This window comes from Burkholderia sp. AcTa6-5 (genome assembly GCF_017815075.1).
GTDB classification, from domain to species: Bacteria; Pseudomonadota; Gammaproteobacteria; order Burkholderiales; family Burkholderiaceae; genus Burkholderia; species Burkholderia sola.
Window position 1 is genome coordinate 101,038 of the sequence record NZ_JAGIQE010000013.1, and the last position, 14,082, is coordinate 115,119.

13 protein-coding genes and 1 pseudogene are annotated in these 14,082 nt (G+C 68.9%); 5 read left to right on the forward strand and 9 right to left on the reverse strand.

Annotated elements, in window-relative coordinates; genetic code table 11:
- Positions 1 to 10 precede the first annotated feature (10 nt).
- Positions 11 to 823: an alpha/beta hydrolase gene (locus tag J8I33_RS18800; protein WP_209938580.1), complete on the forward strand. Its 813-nt coding sequence runs from the start codon at positions 11 to 13 to the stop codon at positions 821 to 823.
- 55 nt (positions 824 to 878) lie between these two features.
- On the opposite strand, the gene J8I33_RS18805 is transcribed toward J8I33_RS18800, so the two are convergent.
- Genes J8I33_RS18805 through J8I33_RS18815 form a run of 3 tightly spaced genes read right to left on the reverse strand, consistent with a single transcriptional unit; the run spans position 879 to position 4,956 of the window.
- Positions 879 to 2,867: a DUF4034 domain-containing protein gene (locus tag J8I33_RS18805; protein WP_245172202.1), complete on the reverse strand. Its 1,989-nt coding sequence runs from the start codon at positions 2,865 to 2,867 to the stop codon at positions 879 to 881.
- Positions 2,868 to 2,881: 14 nt separating this feature from the next.
- The gene (locus J8I33_RS18810) at positions 2,882 to 3,664 is read right to left on the reverse strand and encodes a DUF1266 domain-containing protein (RefSeq protein ID WP_209924191.1); all 783 of its coding nucleotides are present in this window, start codon (positions 3,662 to 3,664) and stop codon (positions 2,882 to 2,884) included.
- On the reverse strand, positions 3,658 to 4,956 hold the full coding sequence (locus J8I33_RS18815) for a hypothetical protein (RefSeq protein WP_050013625.1): 1,299 nt from the start codon (positions 4,954 to 4,956) through the stop codon (positions 3,658 to 3,660). Before J8I33_RS18815 ends, J8I33_RS18810 begins: the two co-directional genes overlap by 7 nt.
- 96 nt (positions 4,957 to 5,052) lie before the next feature.
- Here J8I33_RS18815 and J8I33_RS18820 point away from each other — a divergent pair, with 96 nt between their 5' ends.
- Both J8I33_RS18820 and ampC read left to right on the forward strand, forming a co-directional pair.
- A complete protein-coding gene (locus J8I33_RS18820; RefSeq protein ID WP_209938590.1) occupies positions 5,053 to 5,421 on the forward strand; it encodes a hypothetical protein in 369 nt (122 codons plus the stop codon).
- Positions 5,422 to 5,575: 154 nt separating this feature from the next.
- Entirely contained in the window at positions 5,576 to 6,751 is a 1,176-nt protein-coding gene (ampC, locus tag J8I33_RS18825) for a class C beta-lactamase (protein ID WP_209938596.1), read from the forward strand.
- Positions 6,752 to 7,290: 539 nt separating this feature from the next.
- Here ampC and J8I33_RS18830 read toward each other — a convergent pair.
- Positions 7,291 to 7,635, reverse strand: a complete 345-nt coding sequence (locus tag J8I33_RS18830; RefSeq protein WP_176015977.1) for a DUF4148 domain-containing protein — start codon at positions 7,633 to 7,635, stop codon at positions 7,291 to 7,293.
- A 331-nt stretch (positions 7,636 to 7,966) separates the two neighbouring features.
- On the opposite strand from J8I33_RS18830, the gene J8I33_RS18835 reads away from it, so the two are divergent.
- Positions 7,967 to 8,992, forward strand: coding sequence for an aldo/keto reductase (locus J8I33_RS18835; protein WP_209938598.1), 1,026 nt, complete (start codon positions 7,967 to 7,969; stop codon positions 8,990 to 8,992).
- A gap of 11 nt (positions 8,993 to 9,003) precedes the next feature.
- A pseudogene (locus tag J8I33_RS18840) lies at positions 9,004 to 9,129 on the forward strand (SRPBCC family protein); the annotation flags it as partial.
- 138 nt (positions 9,130 to 9,267) lie between these two features.
- On the opposite strand, the gene J8I33_RS18845 reads toward J8I33_RS18840, so the two are convergent.
- From J8I33_RS18845 to J8I33_RS18865, 5 genes are all read right to left on the reverse strand, one after another.
- Positions 9,268 to 10,173, reverse strand: coding sequence for a LysR substrate-binding domain-containing protein (locus J8I33_RS18845; protein WP_209938606.1), 906 nt, complete (start codon positions 10,171 to 10,173; stop codon positions 9,268 to 9,270).
- A 105-nt stretch (positions 10,174 to 10,278) separates the two neighbouring features.
- Positions 10,279 to 11,061 carry an ABC transporter substrate-binding protein gene (locus J8I33_RS18850; RefSeq protein ID WP_209938608.1) on the reverse strand — a complete coding sequence of 261 codons (783 nt, stop codon included), beginning with the start codon at positions 11,059 to 11,061 and terminating at the stop codon, positions 10,279 to 10,281.
- 40 nt (positions 11,062 to 11,101) lie between these two features.
- Positions 11,102 to 12,538: a (2Fe-2S)-binding protein gene (locus J8I33_RS18855; protein WP_209938610.1), complete on the reverse strand. Its 1,437-nt coding sequence runs from the start codon at positions 12,536 to 12,538 to the stop codon at positions 11,102 to 11,104.
- Positions 12,535 to 12,834 carry a (2Fe-2S)-binding protein gene (locus J8I33_RS18860; protein ID WP_209938612.1) on the reverse strand — a complete coding sequence of 100 codons (300 nt, stop codon included), beginning with the start codon at positions 12,832 to 12,834 and terminating at the stop codon, positions 12,535 to 12,537. The genes J8I33_RS18855 and J8I33_RS18860 overlap by 4 nt, the downstream gene beginning before the upstream one ends.
- Complete coding sequence (locus J8I33_RS18865; protein WP_209938614.1) at positions 12,827 to 13,951, reverse strand: FAD-dependent oxidoreductase; 1,125 nt, start codon at positions 13,949 to 13,951, stop codon at positions 12,827 to 12,829. Before J8I33_RS18865 ends, J8I33_RS18860 begins: the two co-directional genes overlap by 8 nt.
- Positions 13,952 to 14,082 lie beyond the last annotated feature (131 nt).

Sequence of the window (14,082 nt, forward strand, 5' to 3'; positions counted from 1 at the left end):
CGGCTGAACGATGAACGCGGAACTCGACGACGACGAACTCGTTCGCTTCGACGCGCACGGCGGCACGCCGCTGCCGGCAGCCGATGCCGAAGGATGGCTCGACCACGACGGCGCGCGCATCTGGCACGCGTCGTTCGGCCAGGGGCCGGCGGTCGTGCTGCTGCACGGCGGCCTCGGCCATGGCGGCAACTGGGGCAACCAGGTGCCGGCGCTGCTCGCGGGCGGCTACCGCGCGATCGTGATCGACAGCCGCGGTCACGGCCGCAGCACGCGCGACGACCGCCCCTATTCGTACGAACGCATGGCATCGGACGTGCTTGCCGTCCTCGACGCGCTGCACGTCGACCGTGCACGCTTCGTCGGCTGGAGCGACGGCGCATGCATCGCGCTCATGCTGGCTGCCCGCGCACCGGAACGCGCGGCCGGCGTGTTGTTCTTCGCGTGCAACATGGATCCGGGCGGCACGAAGGAGATGGCGCCGAGTCCGCTGATCGACCGCTGTTTCGCGCGGCATCGGAAGGACTATGCGCGACTGTCCGCGACACCGGACCAGTTCGACGCGTTCGTCGCGGCCGTCAGCGAAATGATGCGCACGCAACCGAATTACACTGCGCAGGATCTCGCGGCGATCGCCGTGCCGGTTGCGATCGTGCAGGGCGAGCACGACGAATTCATCCGGCCCGAGCATGCGGCGTACCTCGCGCGGACGATCCCGGGCGCGACGCTGACGATCCTGCCCGACGTGAGCCATTTCGCGCCGCTGCAGCGGCCCGCGCGGTTCAACGCGGCGATGCTGGCGTTTCTCGACCGGCTGCCACGGTGATACGCGGGCAGGACGCACGGCCCGCGGACGAGCGGCGGCGTGCGTCGGCCCGCGTTCAGACCATCGCGTTGTCGGCGCCGGGAATCTCGTGCGCCTTGATCTGCTTGCGCTGCAGCTTGTAGCGCAGCTTCCCGAGCATGCCGTCCTCGTGGCTGACACGCGTGATGGTGCGCACGTACTCGTCGTCCGGCGCGATGGCCTGCGCCCCCATGATCCAGCGCACGCTCTCGCGATAGTCGTACAGCGACTTGTCGTTGACGTCGGCAAGGAAGAACGACAGTGCGGCCATTGCGGCCGGGTGGCCGCCTTCGGCATGCCGGCGCAGTTCGTCGACGTAGCGATGGCGCGACGGATAGTCGTCGATGTCGCCGATGAACATCAGCATGCACTCGAGGCCGTCGGTATGCCCCATCTCGTGCGCCTTGCGCGCGGCCTCGACGGCCTCGACCTGCATGCGCGCGCGTTCGGCCCGGTCCGTGCTGGTCTGCCCGATGTGGTAGTACGTGTAGCCGAGCCGATACGCGGCCATGTTGCCGCCGGCTTCCATCGACTCGCGGAAGTAGTGGGCGGCGCGGTACGGGTCGGCCTCGACATGCGTGCCGTCCTTGTAGAAGCAACCGAGCAGGTAATCGCACGAATCGCCGCCTGCCTCGTAGCCAAGCTTGCAGACGGCGACGGCATCGGCAGGGCGCCGGTTTTCGTACTCCAGCGCGGTGGCGACCTGATTCCATGCGAGCGAGCCGGGCTCGTTCACGCGTGCCGCTTCGAGCCATGCATCGCCGCGCGCGTCGTCCTGGGCGAAACCGAACGTGCCGGTACGATGTCCGTAGCCGCGCAGGATCATTGCCGCCGTGCACGCGCGAGCGTCCGATGCACGTTCGATCGCGCGGGTCAGCCAGTCGCCATGCGGATCGAGACTGAGCGCCAGTCGCACGCCGATCGCCATCTTCTGGTCGTTGTCGATCGGCTGGTCGCGTTCCGCTTCCTGCAGGCGGGCGTACGCTTTTTCGTATTCCTCGCGCATGTAATGGCTGTGCGCGAGCCAGCTCAGCGTTTCCCAACGGTGATACGGATGCAGCGCCGCCTGCGCACGCGCGAGCGTCGCGGTGATGGCGTGGCGCGCATCGTCGTCGTCGTCATCCGCATCGAGCGTATTGCCGGCGTAGTCGTCGCGCCAGATCTCGTGCAGCAGCCGGTCCTTTTCGACCGCGTCGAGGTGCGCGCACGCGTCGGACGCGACGAACGCGCGGATGTGATCGTGCGAGCCGCCCCAGCGCGGCTGCATGTACCAGATGAACGTGCGCATCGGGAAGAACAGCTTCGGGTGGATGTGCAGCGTCGCTTCCATCCAGTACCACTTCTCCTTGCGCAGCTTCTTGCCCTGGACCGGGCCGGGCAGCGCGTCCGGAAATTCCGGCGGGCAGGCGACCGGCACGTCGGGGTTCAGTCCCGAACGCGCGAACATGCGTTGCAGTTCGGTGCGCGTGGCTGCGTCGTCGGCGCCGGCGTTCAACTGCAGTTCGGTGACGGGCCAGCGGCGCTCGCGCACGAGCTGCGCGAGCCACTCGGGTTCGCCGAACGACGACACGCTCGTGAAGATCACCATCGGCGCGCTCCACAACGTCGGCGCGAGCATCAGCGCGCGCAGCGCGGCGACGAGCGTCAGCGTCGCGCACGCATGCGCGCCGATCCAGCCGGCTTCGGTCACCGTTTCGGCCCAGCCGCTGCCGCGGTATTCGTAGGCCCAGTGGTGCCAGTAATGCGCTTCGCACAGCCACGCGTGCGCGGAGCGCGGGTTCGCGGCCTGCCATGCGCGCAGGCGCGCGAGGCCGTCGGCGCCGGCGTCGATACACGGCTGCACGTCGGCCGGCAGCGCGTCGACGTACCGCGCCTCGGCGGTGCGATCGGCGAAGCTGGCGGCGAGTGCGGCATCGAGTTGCGCGTCGAGCGCGGCATAGTCGCCGGCGCGCAGCAGCGCGTCGACGTCGCAAATGGACCAGCGGGACGTCGCGGGCGGAATCAGGTCGGCGCAAGCGGAGGACATGTCGGTATCGGCGGTCATGACGAAACGGGTTGGGGGTCGAAGATGCGGTAGCGCTTCCACGGCAGCGAAAGCCAGTTTCCGGACGGATTGCGCAGGTATTCGCGCACTTCCTGCGTGGCGCGCGACGACGCGGGGCCGTCCTGGCCGCTGCCGCGCAGCCACTGCTGGCGTGCCCGCGCATACGCGAGCCCGAAGTCTTCCCAGCTGTCGAAGCTGTCCTGCGCGCGCTGCGCATTGAGCAGCAGCACGATCCACGCGTGCTGGTCGGACGCCCAGCCGAGCAGCGCGATGCAGCGCACGAGAAACGCGGTGCGCGCGCAATCGAACGCGAGTGCGTCGCGCACGCGCCCGACGGCGGCGAGCTGTTCGTAGAAGCCGTCGTGCGAGCGGCCGACGCCGCGAATCCAGCCCGCGAGGATCGACGGCACGCGCTGCACGATCTGCCACTCGGGCAGGTCGGCCGGCAGGTCGAGTTCGCGCCGTACCTGGCGCGCGAGCTGTTCGCGCTGCGCGTCGGGCAGCGCATGGACGAGGTCGTCGCAATCGCAGCGCAGCCCGTTGCGGATCAGCAGGATGTCGGCGAGCGCGAGCGCCCAGCGGCGGCGGTTCGGCGGCGCCTGCTCGGCCTGCGCCTGCGCGAGCCTGACGGCCGCGGTTTGGCGCACCGGCACCGTGCTGTCGGCGCCCGCGGCCTGGTCGGCGTCGACTTCGTGCACCATCCGTGCGGCGACCCGGAACGCGCGCCACACGTACCACACGAGCCCCAGCACGGCCGCGCCAAGCAGTAGTTTCAGCATGACGCGCTCCCGTCCGTCGGCGCAGGCAACGCGAACGCCGCGCACAGCGCGGGATCGATCGCGATGCCTTCGATCTCGAATGCGGTCGCGGCCGGCGGCGCGTCGGGTGCGCGCGCGGCCGGCAGCGCATCGGCCGGCAACGCATGGCGCGCGGCCGCCGCGACGGCCGGATCGATCTGCCGCAACTGGCCGAGCGCATACGGTGCATTGCGCAGCAGCAGCCATTGCAGCACGGCCGGCGGTTGCTCGAAATGCTCGATCAGGTGGAAGTTCTCGCTCATCACGCTCAGCAGATGGTCGGACGAGCGCACGTCGGTGACGAAGGTCCACGCGCCGGTGGCCGCACCCGGCGCATCCGGTTCGAACACGAGGCCCATGCCCTCGCAATCGGGATGACGCTCGCCGCGCGGCGCGAGCGCGCGCAGGAACTGGCGGACGTCGTCCGCATAGCGGCGCACCGGATGGCGATTCTGCTTGCCCTTGATCTGGTCGATGCGCAGGCCGTCGCCGCTCGCCTGCAGGCTGATCGTCACGTGCGGCTGGTTGCCCGCGCCGCGCAGTGTGAAGAGGCGCAGCCGGCCGTCCCGTGCGGCTTGCGCGTACTGCTCGCCGTAGCCGCCGCGCAGCCGGCGGCGATCCGCGAACTGGCCGAGACAGTGCTGCATGTAGTACGACTCGTACGCGAGTTCCTCGCGCAGCGCCGGATGATCGCCGACGAATTCGAACACGATCCCGTTCGGCGTGCGCAACACCTCGCGCAGCGCGAGGCCGCTGCTCGGCACCCAGCCCTTGTCGCGGCGCGCCTGCATCCGCTGGTGCTCGCGCTCCCACATGTCGAGCGCCATCGCGCAGGTGATGCGTTGCAGTTTCTGCGCGAGCCGCGTGCCGGCACGCGAGCGCAGGAATTCGACCAGCACGCGTTCGCGGTCGATCAGCAGCATGTGCTCGGGATCGATGAAGTAGAGCGGCGGCGGTTCAGCGGCGGGCGGCAGCGCCGCATCGGGCGTCGGGCCGGATGCCGGAGATGCCGATTGCGCGCGGAACCGGCGCACGAGCCACTCGGGCGCCGGCCGGTCGGCGCCGGCAAGCGCGCGGTAATCGGCCAGCGAAGCGAGCGGCTGCGCCTGCTCGAACGCCCCGACGACCCAGCGGAAGAAATGGTTGCCGAGCCACGCGAGGATCTCGGCCGGATCGCCGCGCTCGGCGCTGCGGCGCGCGATGGCCGCCTTGATGTCGGGCGCATTGACGACATCGCGCGGCCGATAGGCCGACGCGGCCACGGTTGCGGTCACGGGCTCACTCTCCGGTCGGGCAGGGCGTGCGCGGGCGGTGTGCGCGGGACCCTGGCGGTTCTTCTGGCTCAACGACGAAACGACGAAACGGCGAACGTGCGCGCGCAGCAACGCGGCGGCGTCGCGTATTTCGGTTCAGGTCGGTCGGTGCGTGAAAATCACGCGACCACGCGGGAGCCGACGACGCGGGAGCGGGCGATCGGGAAAGGGCGATTCATTGTTTCTCTCAGGATGGGTTTTATTTTTTGCTTCCGCGAGTCTACTTCGATCCATGCGGATGAATCAATCGCGCCGCTGGCCGGCGCCTGCGGATCTGACAAGACTTATCTCTTTTTCGTCGATTTTCGATACGGCGCCAATCGGTGGCCGGATTCGATGCAGTTGAAACCGACAGGTTTTCCTGAAAAACGAGCATGCGGCTCCGAGCGGGGCGCGGCCCCATCCTGCTTGCCGCGTATCTCATAAGTTTTTCTTTCGGCTCGCGCAACATATCGTCGATTGTTGGCGGCCGGGCGGTAGCGGATAGTCCTGCTTCGACAGGCCGGCCGCCGCGCGCTGCACACGGCGCGGCCGCATCCGTTGTCCATGCAACCATTAGAAAAGGAAAGGAACCGCACCCATGCGATTCAACGCGACACGCTTCGCCGCGACCCTGTTCGTCGCCGCATGCGCGACCGCCACGGCCGGTCGCGCGGCCGCCGTCACGCAGGACGCGCTCCACGACACCGTCACGCGCCAGATCGCGCCGCTGATGAAGCAGTACGCGATCCCTGGCGTGGCGATCGGCATCGTCGCCGACGGCAAGCCGTACGTGTTCGACTACGGCGTGATGTCGAGGCAAACCGGCAAGCCGGTGACCGGCGACACGCTGTTCGAGATCGGCTCGGTCAGCAAGACGCTGACCGCGACGCTCGCCGCGGACGCGCAGGAGGCCGGCGAACTGTCGCTCGCGGACCCGGTGGCCAAATATCTGCCCGAACTGCAGGGCAAGCCGTTCGGCGTCGTGACGCTGCTCCAGCTCGGCACGCACACGCCGGGCGGGACGCCGCTGCAGGTGCCGGACAGCATCCGCGACGACGCGGGCCTGATTCGCTATCTCGACGCGTGGCGGCCCGAGTATGCGCCGGGCACGCACCGCACGTATTCGAACGTCGCGATCGGCATGCTCGGCTGGCTCACCGCGAAGGCGACGCACCAGGATTTCGCGACGCTGATGGCGCAGCGGCTCTTTCCCGCGCTCGGGATGACGCACACGACCATCGACGTGCCCGCCGCGCGCATGGCCGACTATGCGCAGGGCTACACGAAGGACGGCAAGCCGGTGCGGATGACGGAAGGCATGCTGTGGCAGCCCGCGTACGGCGTGCGGACCACGGCGGCCGACCTGCTGCGCTTCGTGCAGGCGAACATGGAGATGATCCCGACGGCGCCGCGCCTGCGGCGCGCGATCGAACGCACGCACACCGGCTATTTCCGCGCGGGGCCGCTCACGCAGGATCTGATCTGGGAACAGTATCCATACCCGGTCGCACTGCCGACGCTGCTCGCGGGCAACGCGCCGAAGATGCTGTTCGATGCGGTGCCGGCGAGCGCGATCCAGCCGCCGCTCGCGCCGAACCCCGCGACCTGGATCAACAAGACGGGGTCGACCGGCGGCTTCAGCACGTACGTCGCGTTCATTCCCGCGAAGCGGATCGGAATCGTGATGCTCGCGAACGGCAATGTGCCGATCGAGGATCGCGTGAAGGTCGCGTACCGGATTCTCGGGTCGCTCGGCGACGCCGACGCGCGGTAACGTTGGCACGCGCGTGTCCGAGCACCGGAGCGCTGGAGCCGCGTGGCCAGCGGCACGCGATCACGGCCGACGGCTGCACGCTGGTCGAAGAAGGGTTCGTCTGACACGGCCGATCATCCCGCCGCGCGCAAAACTGTTTGAGTGATTCACGCCTTCCGCCGCCGGCGCCGGCCATCGATACTGCGACGCAAGACATCTCGCGGGACGTGCGCCGCATGGCCTGTCTCGCTCCCGGAGCAACGAATGAAAGGCATCGGGATCTTCGTGAGGCGCATGGCGCCGGACGGTCCGAAGTATCGTGTGCGGCGCGCGGCGGATAAACCGATGAAGCGGCATAAGAACTTGTACTGCGCAGTCACGAATCGCAGCCCGCAACGGCGACGCGCGAGCGGTTTCGCGGAGCAGGGCGAGGGGGCGGAAAGTGCAGCGACGGCGCGCGGCCCGAATGCCTGTTCAGGCGATTCGGGCCGGCCATGCGGAGGGGACGGACGAGCGGGTGCGCGTATCGAAAGGCGTGCTCTCGTGCGCGCCGACGTGACTCAATGACCGCGATAGATCGAGTCGCGGCCGTTGATCATCATCGCGCGGCCGGATTCGCTGGTGGTGCGGGGTTCGCTGCCGTAACCGGTTTCATCGGTGAGCGGGGCGGCGTGCGGCGCTGCCTGCGCGACGGCGTTTTCGCGCACGCGCTTTTCGGCGGCAACGATCGCGGCCGGATACTGGTTGTGATCCAGCGCCGGCGTGTAGCCGACGGCCGCGAGGCGGGCCATCTCGGCCTTCACTTCGGCACGGGTCGGTTGATGGTCGGCCGGTTGCGCGAACGACAGCGCCGGTGCGGAAAGGATCAGGGCGGCGAGGGTGGAAGAAACGAGCGTTTTCATCATGGGTACCTGTGTGGTTGAGTGAGCCGCAACCAACGTCGACCGCGTCGATGTCGTTGCGAGTGCACCCAATATAGGTATCGCGGCAGCCGGGAAAAATGGCCGCCCGGCCAAATCATTTTTGATCCCGAGTCATGAATCGAACGTGAATTCGATCGGCAGCCTTGCCGGTCGGGCCGTTCGCCCGAACAGCGCGCCGCAGCCGCGGATCGAAACAGGCCGCTGATCGCCCCATCAGACCTCGCGGGACTCAACTGTGTCGAATTCCGTCTTGGACAGACTTAACCCGCGTGCCTAGACTGAACTCGCTTTCCATCTTTCCCTGGAGAAAATCGTGAGTCTCAAAGACAAGCTGCCCGGCAACAAGATCCTCGGTTTCGGTACCGCCCCGCTCGGCAACATGTTCCGCAACATCCCGGACGCGGAAGCCGCGGCTACCGTCGAAGCCGCGTGGCAACACGGCATCCGTTATTTCGATTCGGCCCCGTTCTACGGCGCCGGCCTCGCGGAAATCCGCCTCGGCGACGCGCTGGCGAACCATCCGCGTGACGAATACGTGCTGAGCACGAAGGTCGGCCGCCTGATCCTCGACGAAATCGAAGACGTGTCGGCGCGCGATCTCGGCGAAAAGGGCGGCCTGTTCGAACACGGCCGGCCGAACCGCATCGTCAACGACTACTCGGCCGACGCGACGCTGCGCTCGATCGAGGACAGCCTGAAGCGCCTGCGCACCGACCGCCTCGACATCGTGTGGGTGCACGACATCGCGCAGGACTTCTACGGCGACGAATGGCTCGCGCAATTCGAAGTGGCGCGCACGGGCGCGTTCCGCGTGCTGGGCAAGCTGCGCGAGGAAGGCGTGATCAACGCATGGGGTCTCGGCGTGAACCGCGTCGAACCGATCGAGCTGGTGCTCGACCTTGCCGAACCGCAACCGGACGGCATGCTGCTGGCCGGCCGCTACACGCTGCTCGATCACGAGCGCGCGCTGCAACGCGTGATGCCGGCGGCGGCCGCGCGGAACGTCGGGATCGTCGTCGGCGGCCCGTATAGCTCGGGCGTGCTCGCGGGCGGCACGCATTTCGAATACCAGAAAGCGTCGCCGGACATCCTCGCGAAGGTCGACCGGATCAAGGCGATCGCCGCGCGTTACGACGTGCCGATCAAGGCCGCCGCGCTACAGTTCTCGATGTCGCATCCGGCCACCGTCGCGGTGATTCCGGGCGCGAGCCGCCCGGAGCGAATCGCGGAAGACCAGGCGGCGCTGAACGTGGCGATTCCGGCGGACTTCTGGCGCGAGATGCGCGAACAAGGTCTGATCGCGGCCAATGCGCCGCTGCCGACCGAGCGTGGATCGTGAAGGGTGACGACATGGCGCAGGCCCATGCAGGTATCGAGATCGCGGCGTCGGCCGACACGGTCTGGCAACTGATCGGCGGCTTCGGGTCGCTGCCCGGCTGGCTGCCGTACATTCCGGCCAGCGCGCTGAGCGAAGGCGTCGCATCTGTGGCACGCGTCGATCACGGGTCGCGCACCGCGCATCAAAGATCAGGGTAGCGAAGCAATCGGCACCGTCTTCACTGGCGCGCAAGGCGTCGCGCTGCAACAACGCCCCGCGCTTTCATGGATTCAATTTCAGACTGTCGCGACGACCTCCTCGCCGGTCAGGATCTCGCGAAAGATGCCGACCAGCGGCCGCAGGTTGACCTTGTGCCACGCGGCCCACAGCGGCGTGCGATAGCTGAACCACGGGAGCTCGCGCAGCACGACGCCTTCCGGCACCTGGTGACGCAGGCTCTGCTGGATCATCGTCACGCCGAGCCCCGCGGCCACGAGGCCGAGCGCCGCGAGCGGCTCGGTCGCTTCCACCGAAATGTCCGGCGAGAAGCCGGCCTTCGCGCAGGCCGCGACGAATGCGCCGTGACGCGGCGCACTGTCCTGCTGCGTGACGCCGATCCATGCCTGCGCGGCGAGATCGTCGGCGACGAGCGTCTTTTTCTTCGCGAGCGGATGCCCGTCGGGCATCGCGAGCAGCATCGGATCGTCCAGCACCTTCGTCGATTCGAGTTCGGGATCGTCCGGCGCGGGCGGCTCGGTGACGAGCGCGATGTCGAGGCTGCGCTCGCGCAAGCCTTCGAGCTGAGCGGCCGATTGATAGTTGTACAAAGCGATGTGAACGGACGGGCGCCCGGCGCGCAGCGTTTTCAGCGCGCGCGGCAGCACGCCCGAGTGCGTGGCCGTTTCGAGGTAGCCGATGCACAGGCCGCCTTCGTCGCCGCGACCGAGCCGGCGCGCGAGCGATTCGAGCCGGTTCGCGTGGCGCAGGAATGCGTGCGCTTCGCTGAGGAACGTGCGCCCGTCGCGCGTCAGGCGAATGCGCTGCTGGCTGCGTTCGAACAGCGTGAGGCCGAGCTTCTCCTCGAGCTGCGCGATCTGGCGGCTGAGCGGCGATTGCGAAATATGCAGGCGTTCGGCGGCGCGGCCGACGTGTTCCTCTTCCGCGACCGCGATGAAGTACTGAAGCTGGCGGATGTCGAGCATGTCAGACCTTATTGGACTCAAGATTGATGAATTATGTCCAGAAAGGACTTGTTCGTGCAACTTGGAGACGGCTCGACGCCAACCGAACCGCCCCCGTATTCGCCGTCAGTTCCCGTACATGTCGAAGTCGAAGTATTTCGACTGGATCTGGTTGTACGTGCCGTCGCTGCGAATCTGCGCGATGGCGCGATTGAGTGCGTCGCGCAGGTCGGTGTCGGCCTTGCGCACGCCGGCAGCGTCGCCGTTGCCCATGATCTTCGCGTCGTACACCACGCCGCCCGCGAACGAGAAGCCCTTGCCGCGCGGTGTCGACAGGAACCCGAGCTGGCCTTGCACGGCATCCATCAGCACGCCGTCGACGCGCCCGGTGACGAGATCCGCATACGCCTGGTCGTAGCTCGGGTACGGCACGACCTCGACCTTCGCGGCCGCCCACTTCTCGCGCGCGTAGGTTTCCTGGATCGTGCCCTGTTCGACCGCGACGCGCTTGCCGGCGAGCTTCGCCGCGTCCGGCAGCAGCCCCGACCCGGTGCGCGCGATCAATCGCGTCTGGTTGCGGTACAGGCGATCGGTGAAGTCGATCTGCTGGCGCCGCTGCTCGGTCGCGGCCATCGACGACAGGATCACGTCGAACTTGCGCGCCTGCAGCCCCGGAATCAGCCCGTCGAAACTGCTCGACACCCACACGCATTTCGCCTTCAGCTTCGCGCACAGCGCGTTGCCGAGATCGATGTCGAAACCCTTCACGCTGCCGTCGGTCGCGGTCGACTCGAACGGCGGGTAGGTCGGATCGACGCCGATGCGGATGGTCGTCCATTCCTTCGCCGACGCCAGCGACGCGAAGGCCATCGCGGCGGCGGAAAGGAGAATCGTGAGGCGCGTCTTCATGGTCAGGCTCCGTTCGTGTGGGGAAGAGTGGGCGGGCGCGTCAGCTCGGAAATTCGCCGCGCTGAAAATCGTTCGACAGGTCGAGTGCGTCGGCCATCTCGCCGACGGTGACCGGCTTGATCGGCGCGCGAATCCGGTAGTGACCGACGTCGCCGACGCTGCGCCGCTGCACGTCGGCGATCAGTTCGCCGACCGTCGTGCCGCACCAGCGTCCCTGGCACGGGCCCATCCCGCAGCGCGTCAACGCCTTCATCTGGTTCGGCCCCTGGCAGCCGCGCGCCGCGAGCTGGCGGATTTCGCCGGCCGTGACTTCCTCGCAGCGGCACACGATCGTGTCGTCGTCGGGGCGGCGCAGCGCGGCGGGCGGCGTGTACAGCGCGTCGAGCAGCGGGCGCACCGCGAGATGGCGGCGCAACGCGTGCAGCACCGGGCGTTCGCGTGCGGCCTGGCGTTGCGCGTCGAGCGCACCGAGTCGCGCGGCGATGTCGAGCGCGGACACTTCGCCGGCGAGCGCCGCCGCCCGCGCGCCGCCGATGCCCGCGCCGTCGCCCGCGATCCACACGTGCGGCACGCTGCTGCGGCCGCGCGCGTCGCACTGTGGCCGCCAGCACGCCGACGATTCGTCCCATTCGTGTGCGCAGCCGAGCGAACGCGCGAGCTGCGTCGACGGAACGACGCCCTGATGCAGCAGCACGAGCGACGTGTCGAGCGTTTGCACGACGCCCTGCGCGTCGCGAAAGCGGATGCGTTCGGCGCGGTCGTTGCCATCGATGCGGATATCGGTCGCGCCGCGATACACGGGAATCCCGGCATCGCGCACCGCGCGCAGCATGCGCCAGCCCTTGAGCAGATAGTCGGCGCCGCGCAGCGCCGGCAGCGCATGCGGGACCGCGCGGCGCCACGCGTCGCGCGGCGTCGTGTCGATCAGCGCGCGCACGCGCCGGCCGGCATTCAGCAATTGCGCGGCGAACAACCACAGCAGCGGGCCGCTCCCCGCGAGCACGGCGTCGGCCGATGGTGCGAGGCCCGACGCTTTCAGCAGCGTCTGCGCGGCGCCGACGCCCATCACGCCGGGCAACGTCCAGCCCGGCACCGGCCACGGCCGCTCCTGCGCGCCGGTCGCGATCAACACCGCACGTGCGCCGATTTCGAGCGTGCCGCGCGACGGGCTGCTTTGCGTGAGCATCGCGACGGGTTCCGGCGCGAACGCGATTTGCCACACGACGCTGCGCGGCAGGTAATGCGCGCCGCTCGCGAGCAGGCCGTCGACGAGCGGGCGGCCCGCCGTGTAGTCGGCGCCGAGCCACTGCGCGAGCGGCGCCGGCGCGTCGGCCACGTTGCGGTAGATCTGGCCGCCGGGCGCGCGCCCTTCGTCCGCGACGACCACCGACAAGCCGGTCGCACGCGCGGCAGTTGCCGCCGCCATGCCGGCCGGCCCGGCGCCGACGATCAGCAGGTCGCACTGGCGGCGCGTCATGCGAGCCTCGCCTTGCCGTGCATCGTGCGCACCTGCATGCCGTCGGCGACGGGCGTCATGCAGCCTTGCACGTTCGGCACGCCGTCGACGTCGACGAGGCAGTCGAAGCACACGCCCATCATGCAGAACGGGCCGCGCGGCGCGCCGCTTATCGCGCTCGTGCGGCACGCGGCCGAACCGGCGGCGAGCATCGCGGCCGCGACGCTGTCGTGCGCGGGCACGTCGTGCGGCGTGCCGTCGATATGGATGCGCACGCGTTCGAGCGTCGCGGCGGCGGGAACGAGGGATTCAAACATGCCGGGCTTCCGTGGGCGCGGCGAAGCGCGCGGTGGTAAAGGCGGACAGGTCGGCCGGCGCGGCGCCGCCGGCGATCCACGGCGCGACGAGATCGGCGTGGGTTGCCGCGAGCGTCACGCCGCTGTGGCAGATCGCGACGAACGCGCCGGGATACGTGGCCGACGCCTCGTAGACGGGCAGGCCGTCGGGCGTCATGATGCGCAGCGCGCCCCATGCGCGCACGATGCGTGCATGGGCCAGCGCCGGGAATGCCGTGCGCGCGCGGCGCGCGATGTCGACCATTGCGGGCCGCGTCTGCCCGTCGTCGAAGCCGACGTCTTCGGCCGAGTCGCCGAGTAACACCGACCCTTCCGATGTCTGGCGGACGACGAGCGTCGGATAGTCGAGAAACGGCGCGAGGCGCTCGGTGACCATGATCTGGCCGCGCAACGGCGAGATCGGTGCGCGCAGGTCGACCATCGGCGCGAGCCGCGCGTTGTCGAGGCCGGCCGCGAGCACCACGCGCCCGGCTTCGAGTTGCGCGTCGCGCGTGTCGATCTCGAAGCGCCCGGCGCGCGGACGGATCTCGGCGACTTCGCTGCGCGGCAGATAGACGCCGCCGCGCTGCTGGAACGCGTGCAGCATCGCGCGCAATGTGTAGAGCGGATTCGCGTGACCGTCGTTCGGCGACCACAGCGCGCCGGCCAGCGATGGCGACGCCGCGGGAATGCGCCGCCGCAGCGCCGCGGGATCGAGCACCTCGTACGACAGCGCGGCGTCCTGCCGGCGCAGCGATTCGAGCAGCTCGGTCGCGCCGTCGAGCTCCGCGCGATGCTCGAACAGCTCGACGCCGCCCGGGCGTTCGAACGCGCAGTCCACGCCCGTTTCGCGCTGCAACTGCGCGGCGAATGCATGCCAGCGCGCCGACGATTCGCACGACCAGCGCGCATACGGCAGGCAGCGGCCGCCTTTGCCCTGCACCCACACGAGCCCGAAATTGCCGCGCGCCGCGCGAAACGCGATGTCGTCGCCGTCGCACACCGCGACGCGCTGGCCGAGACGCGCGATGCCCCACGCGATGGCCATGCCGACGAGACCGCCGCCGGCCACGACGACGTCGAAGCAGCGCACGGTCATGCGCGGCTCCGGCGTCGCGGGCGAGGCGGTTGCGTGTTATATCCCATGGCGGCGCGGCTCCTTGCTTTCAGTACGTTGCGGAACCGATGTTCGGACAGGCAAAATGGGCTGTCCAATACAGCTTGATCAAC

What these genes read in the sequence shown, in the direction of transcription:
- J8I33_RS18860 (WP_209938612.1), bottom strand. Translation starts at nt 12,834, where the DNA reads ATGTTTGAATCCCTCGTTCCCGCCGCCGCGACGCTCGAACGCGTGCGC.
- J8I33_RS18845 (WP_209938606.1), bottom strand. Translation starts at nt 10,173, where the DNA reads ATGCTCGACATCCGCCAGCTTCAGTACTTCATCGCGGTCGCGGAAGAG.
- J8I33_RS18805 (WP_245172202.1), bottom strand. Translation starts at nt 2,867, where the DNA reads ATGTCCTCCGCTTGCGCCGACCTGATTCCGCCCGCGACGTCCCGCTGG.
- J8I33_RS18810 (WP_209924191.1), bottom strand. Translation starts at nt 3,664, where the DNA reads ATGCTGAAACTACTGCTTGGCGCGGCCGTGCTGGGGCTCGTGTGGTAC.
- J8I33_RS18800 (WP_209938580.1), top strand. Translation starts at nt 11, where the DNA reads ATGAACGCGGAACTCGACGACGACGAACTCGTTCGCTTCGACGCGCAC.
- J8I33_RS18855 (WP_209938610.1), bottom strand. Translation starts at nt 12,538, where the DNA reads ATGACGCGCCGCCAGTGCGACCTGCTGATCGTCGGCGCCGGGCCGGCC.
- J8I33_RS18865 (WP_209938614.1), bottom strand. Translation starts at nt 13,951, where the DNA reads ATGACCGTGCGCTGCTTCGACGTCGTCGTGGCCGGCGGCGGTCTCGTC.
- ampC (WP_209938596.1), top strand. Translation starts at nt 5,576, where the DNA reads ATGCGATTCAACGCGACACGCTTCGCCGCGACCCTGTTCGTCGCCGCA.
- J8I33_RS18850 (WP_209938608.1), bottom strand. Translation starts at nt 11,061, where the DNA reads ATGAAGACGCGCCTCACGATTCTCCTTTCCGCCGCCGCGATGGCCTTC.
- J8I33_RS18830 (WP_176015977.1), bottom strand. Translation starts at nt 7,635, where the DNA reads ATGATGAAAACGCTCGTTTCTTCCACCCTCGCCGCCCTGATCCTTTCC.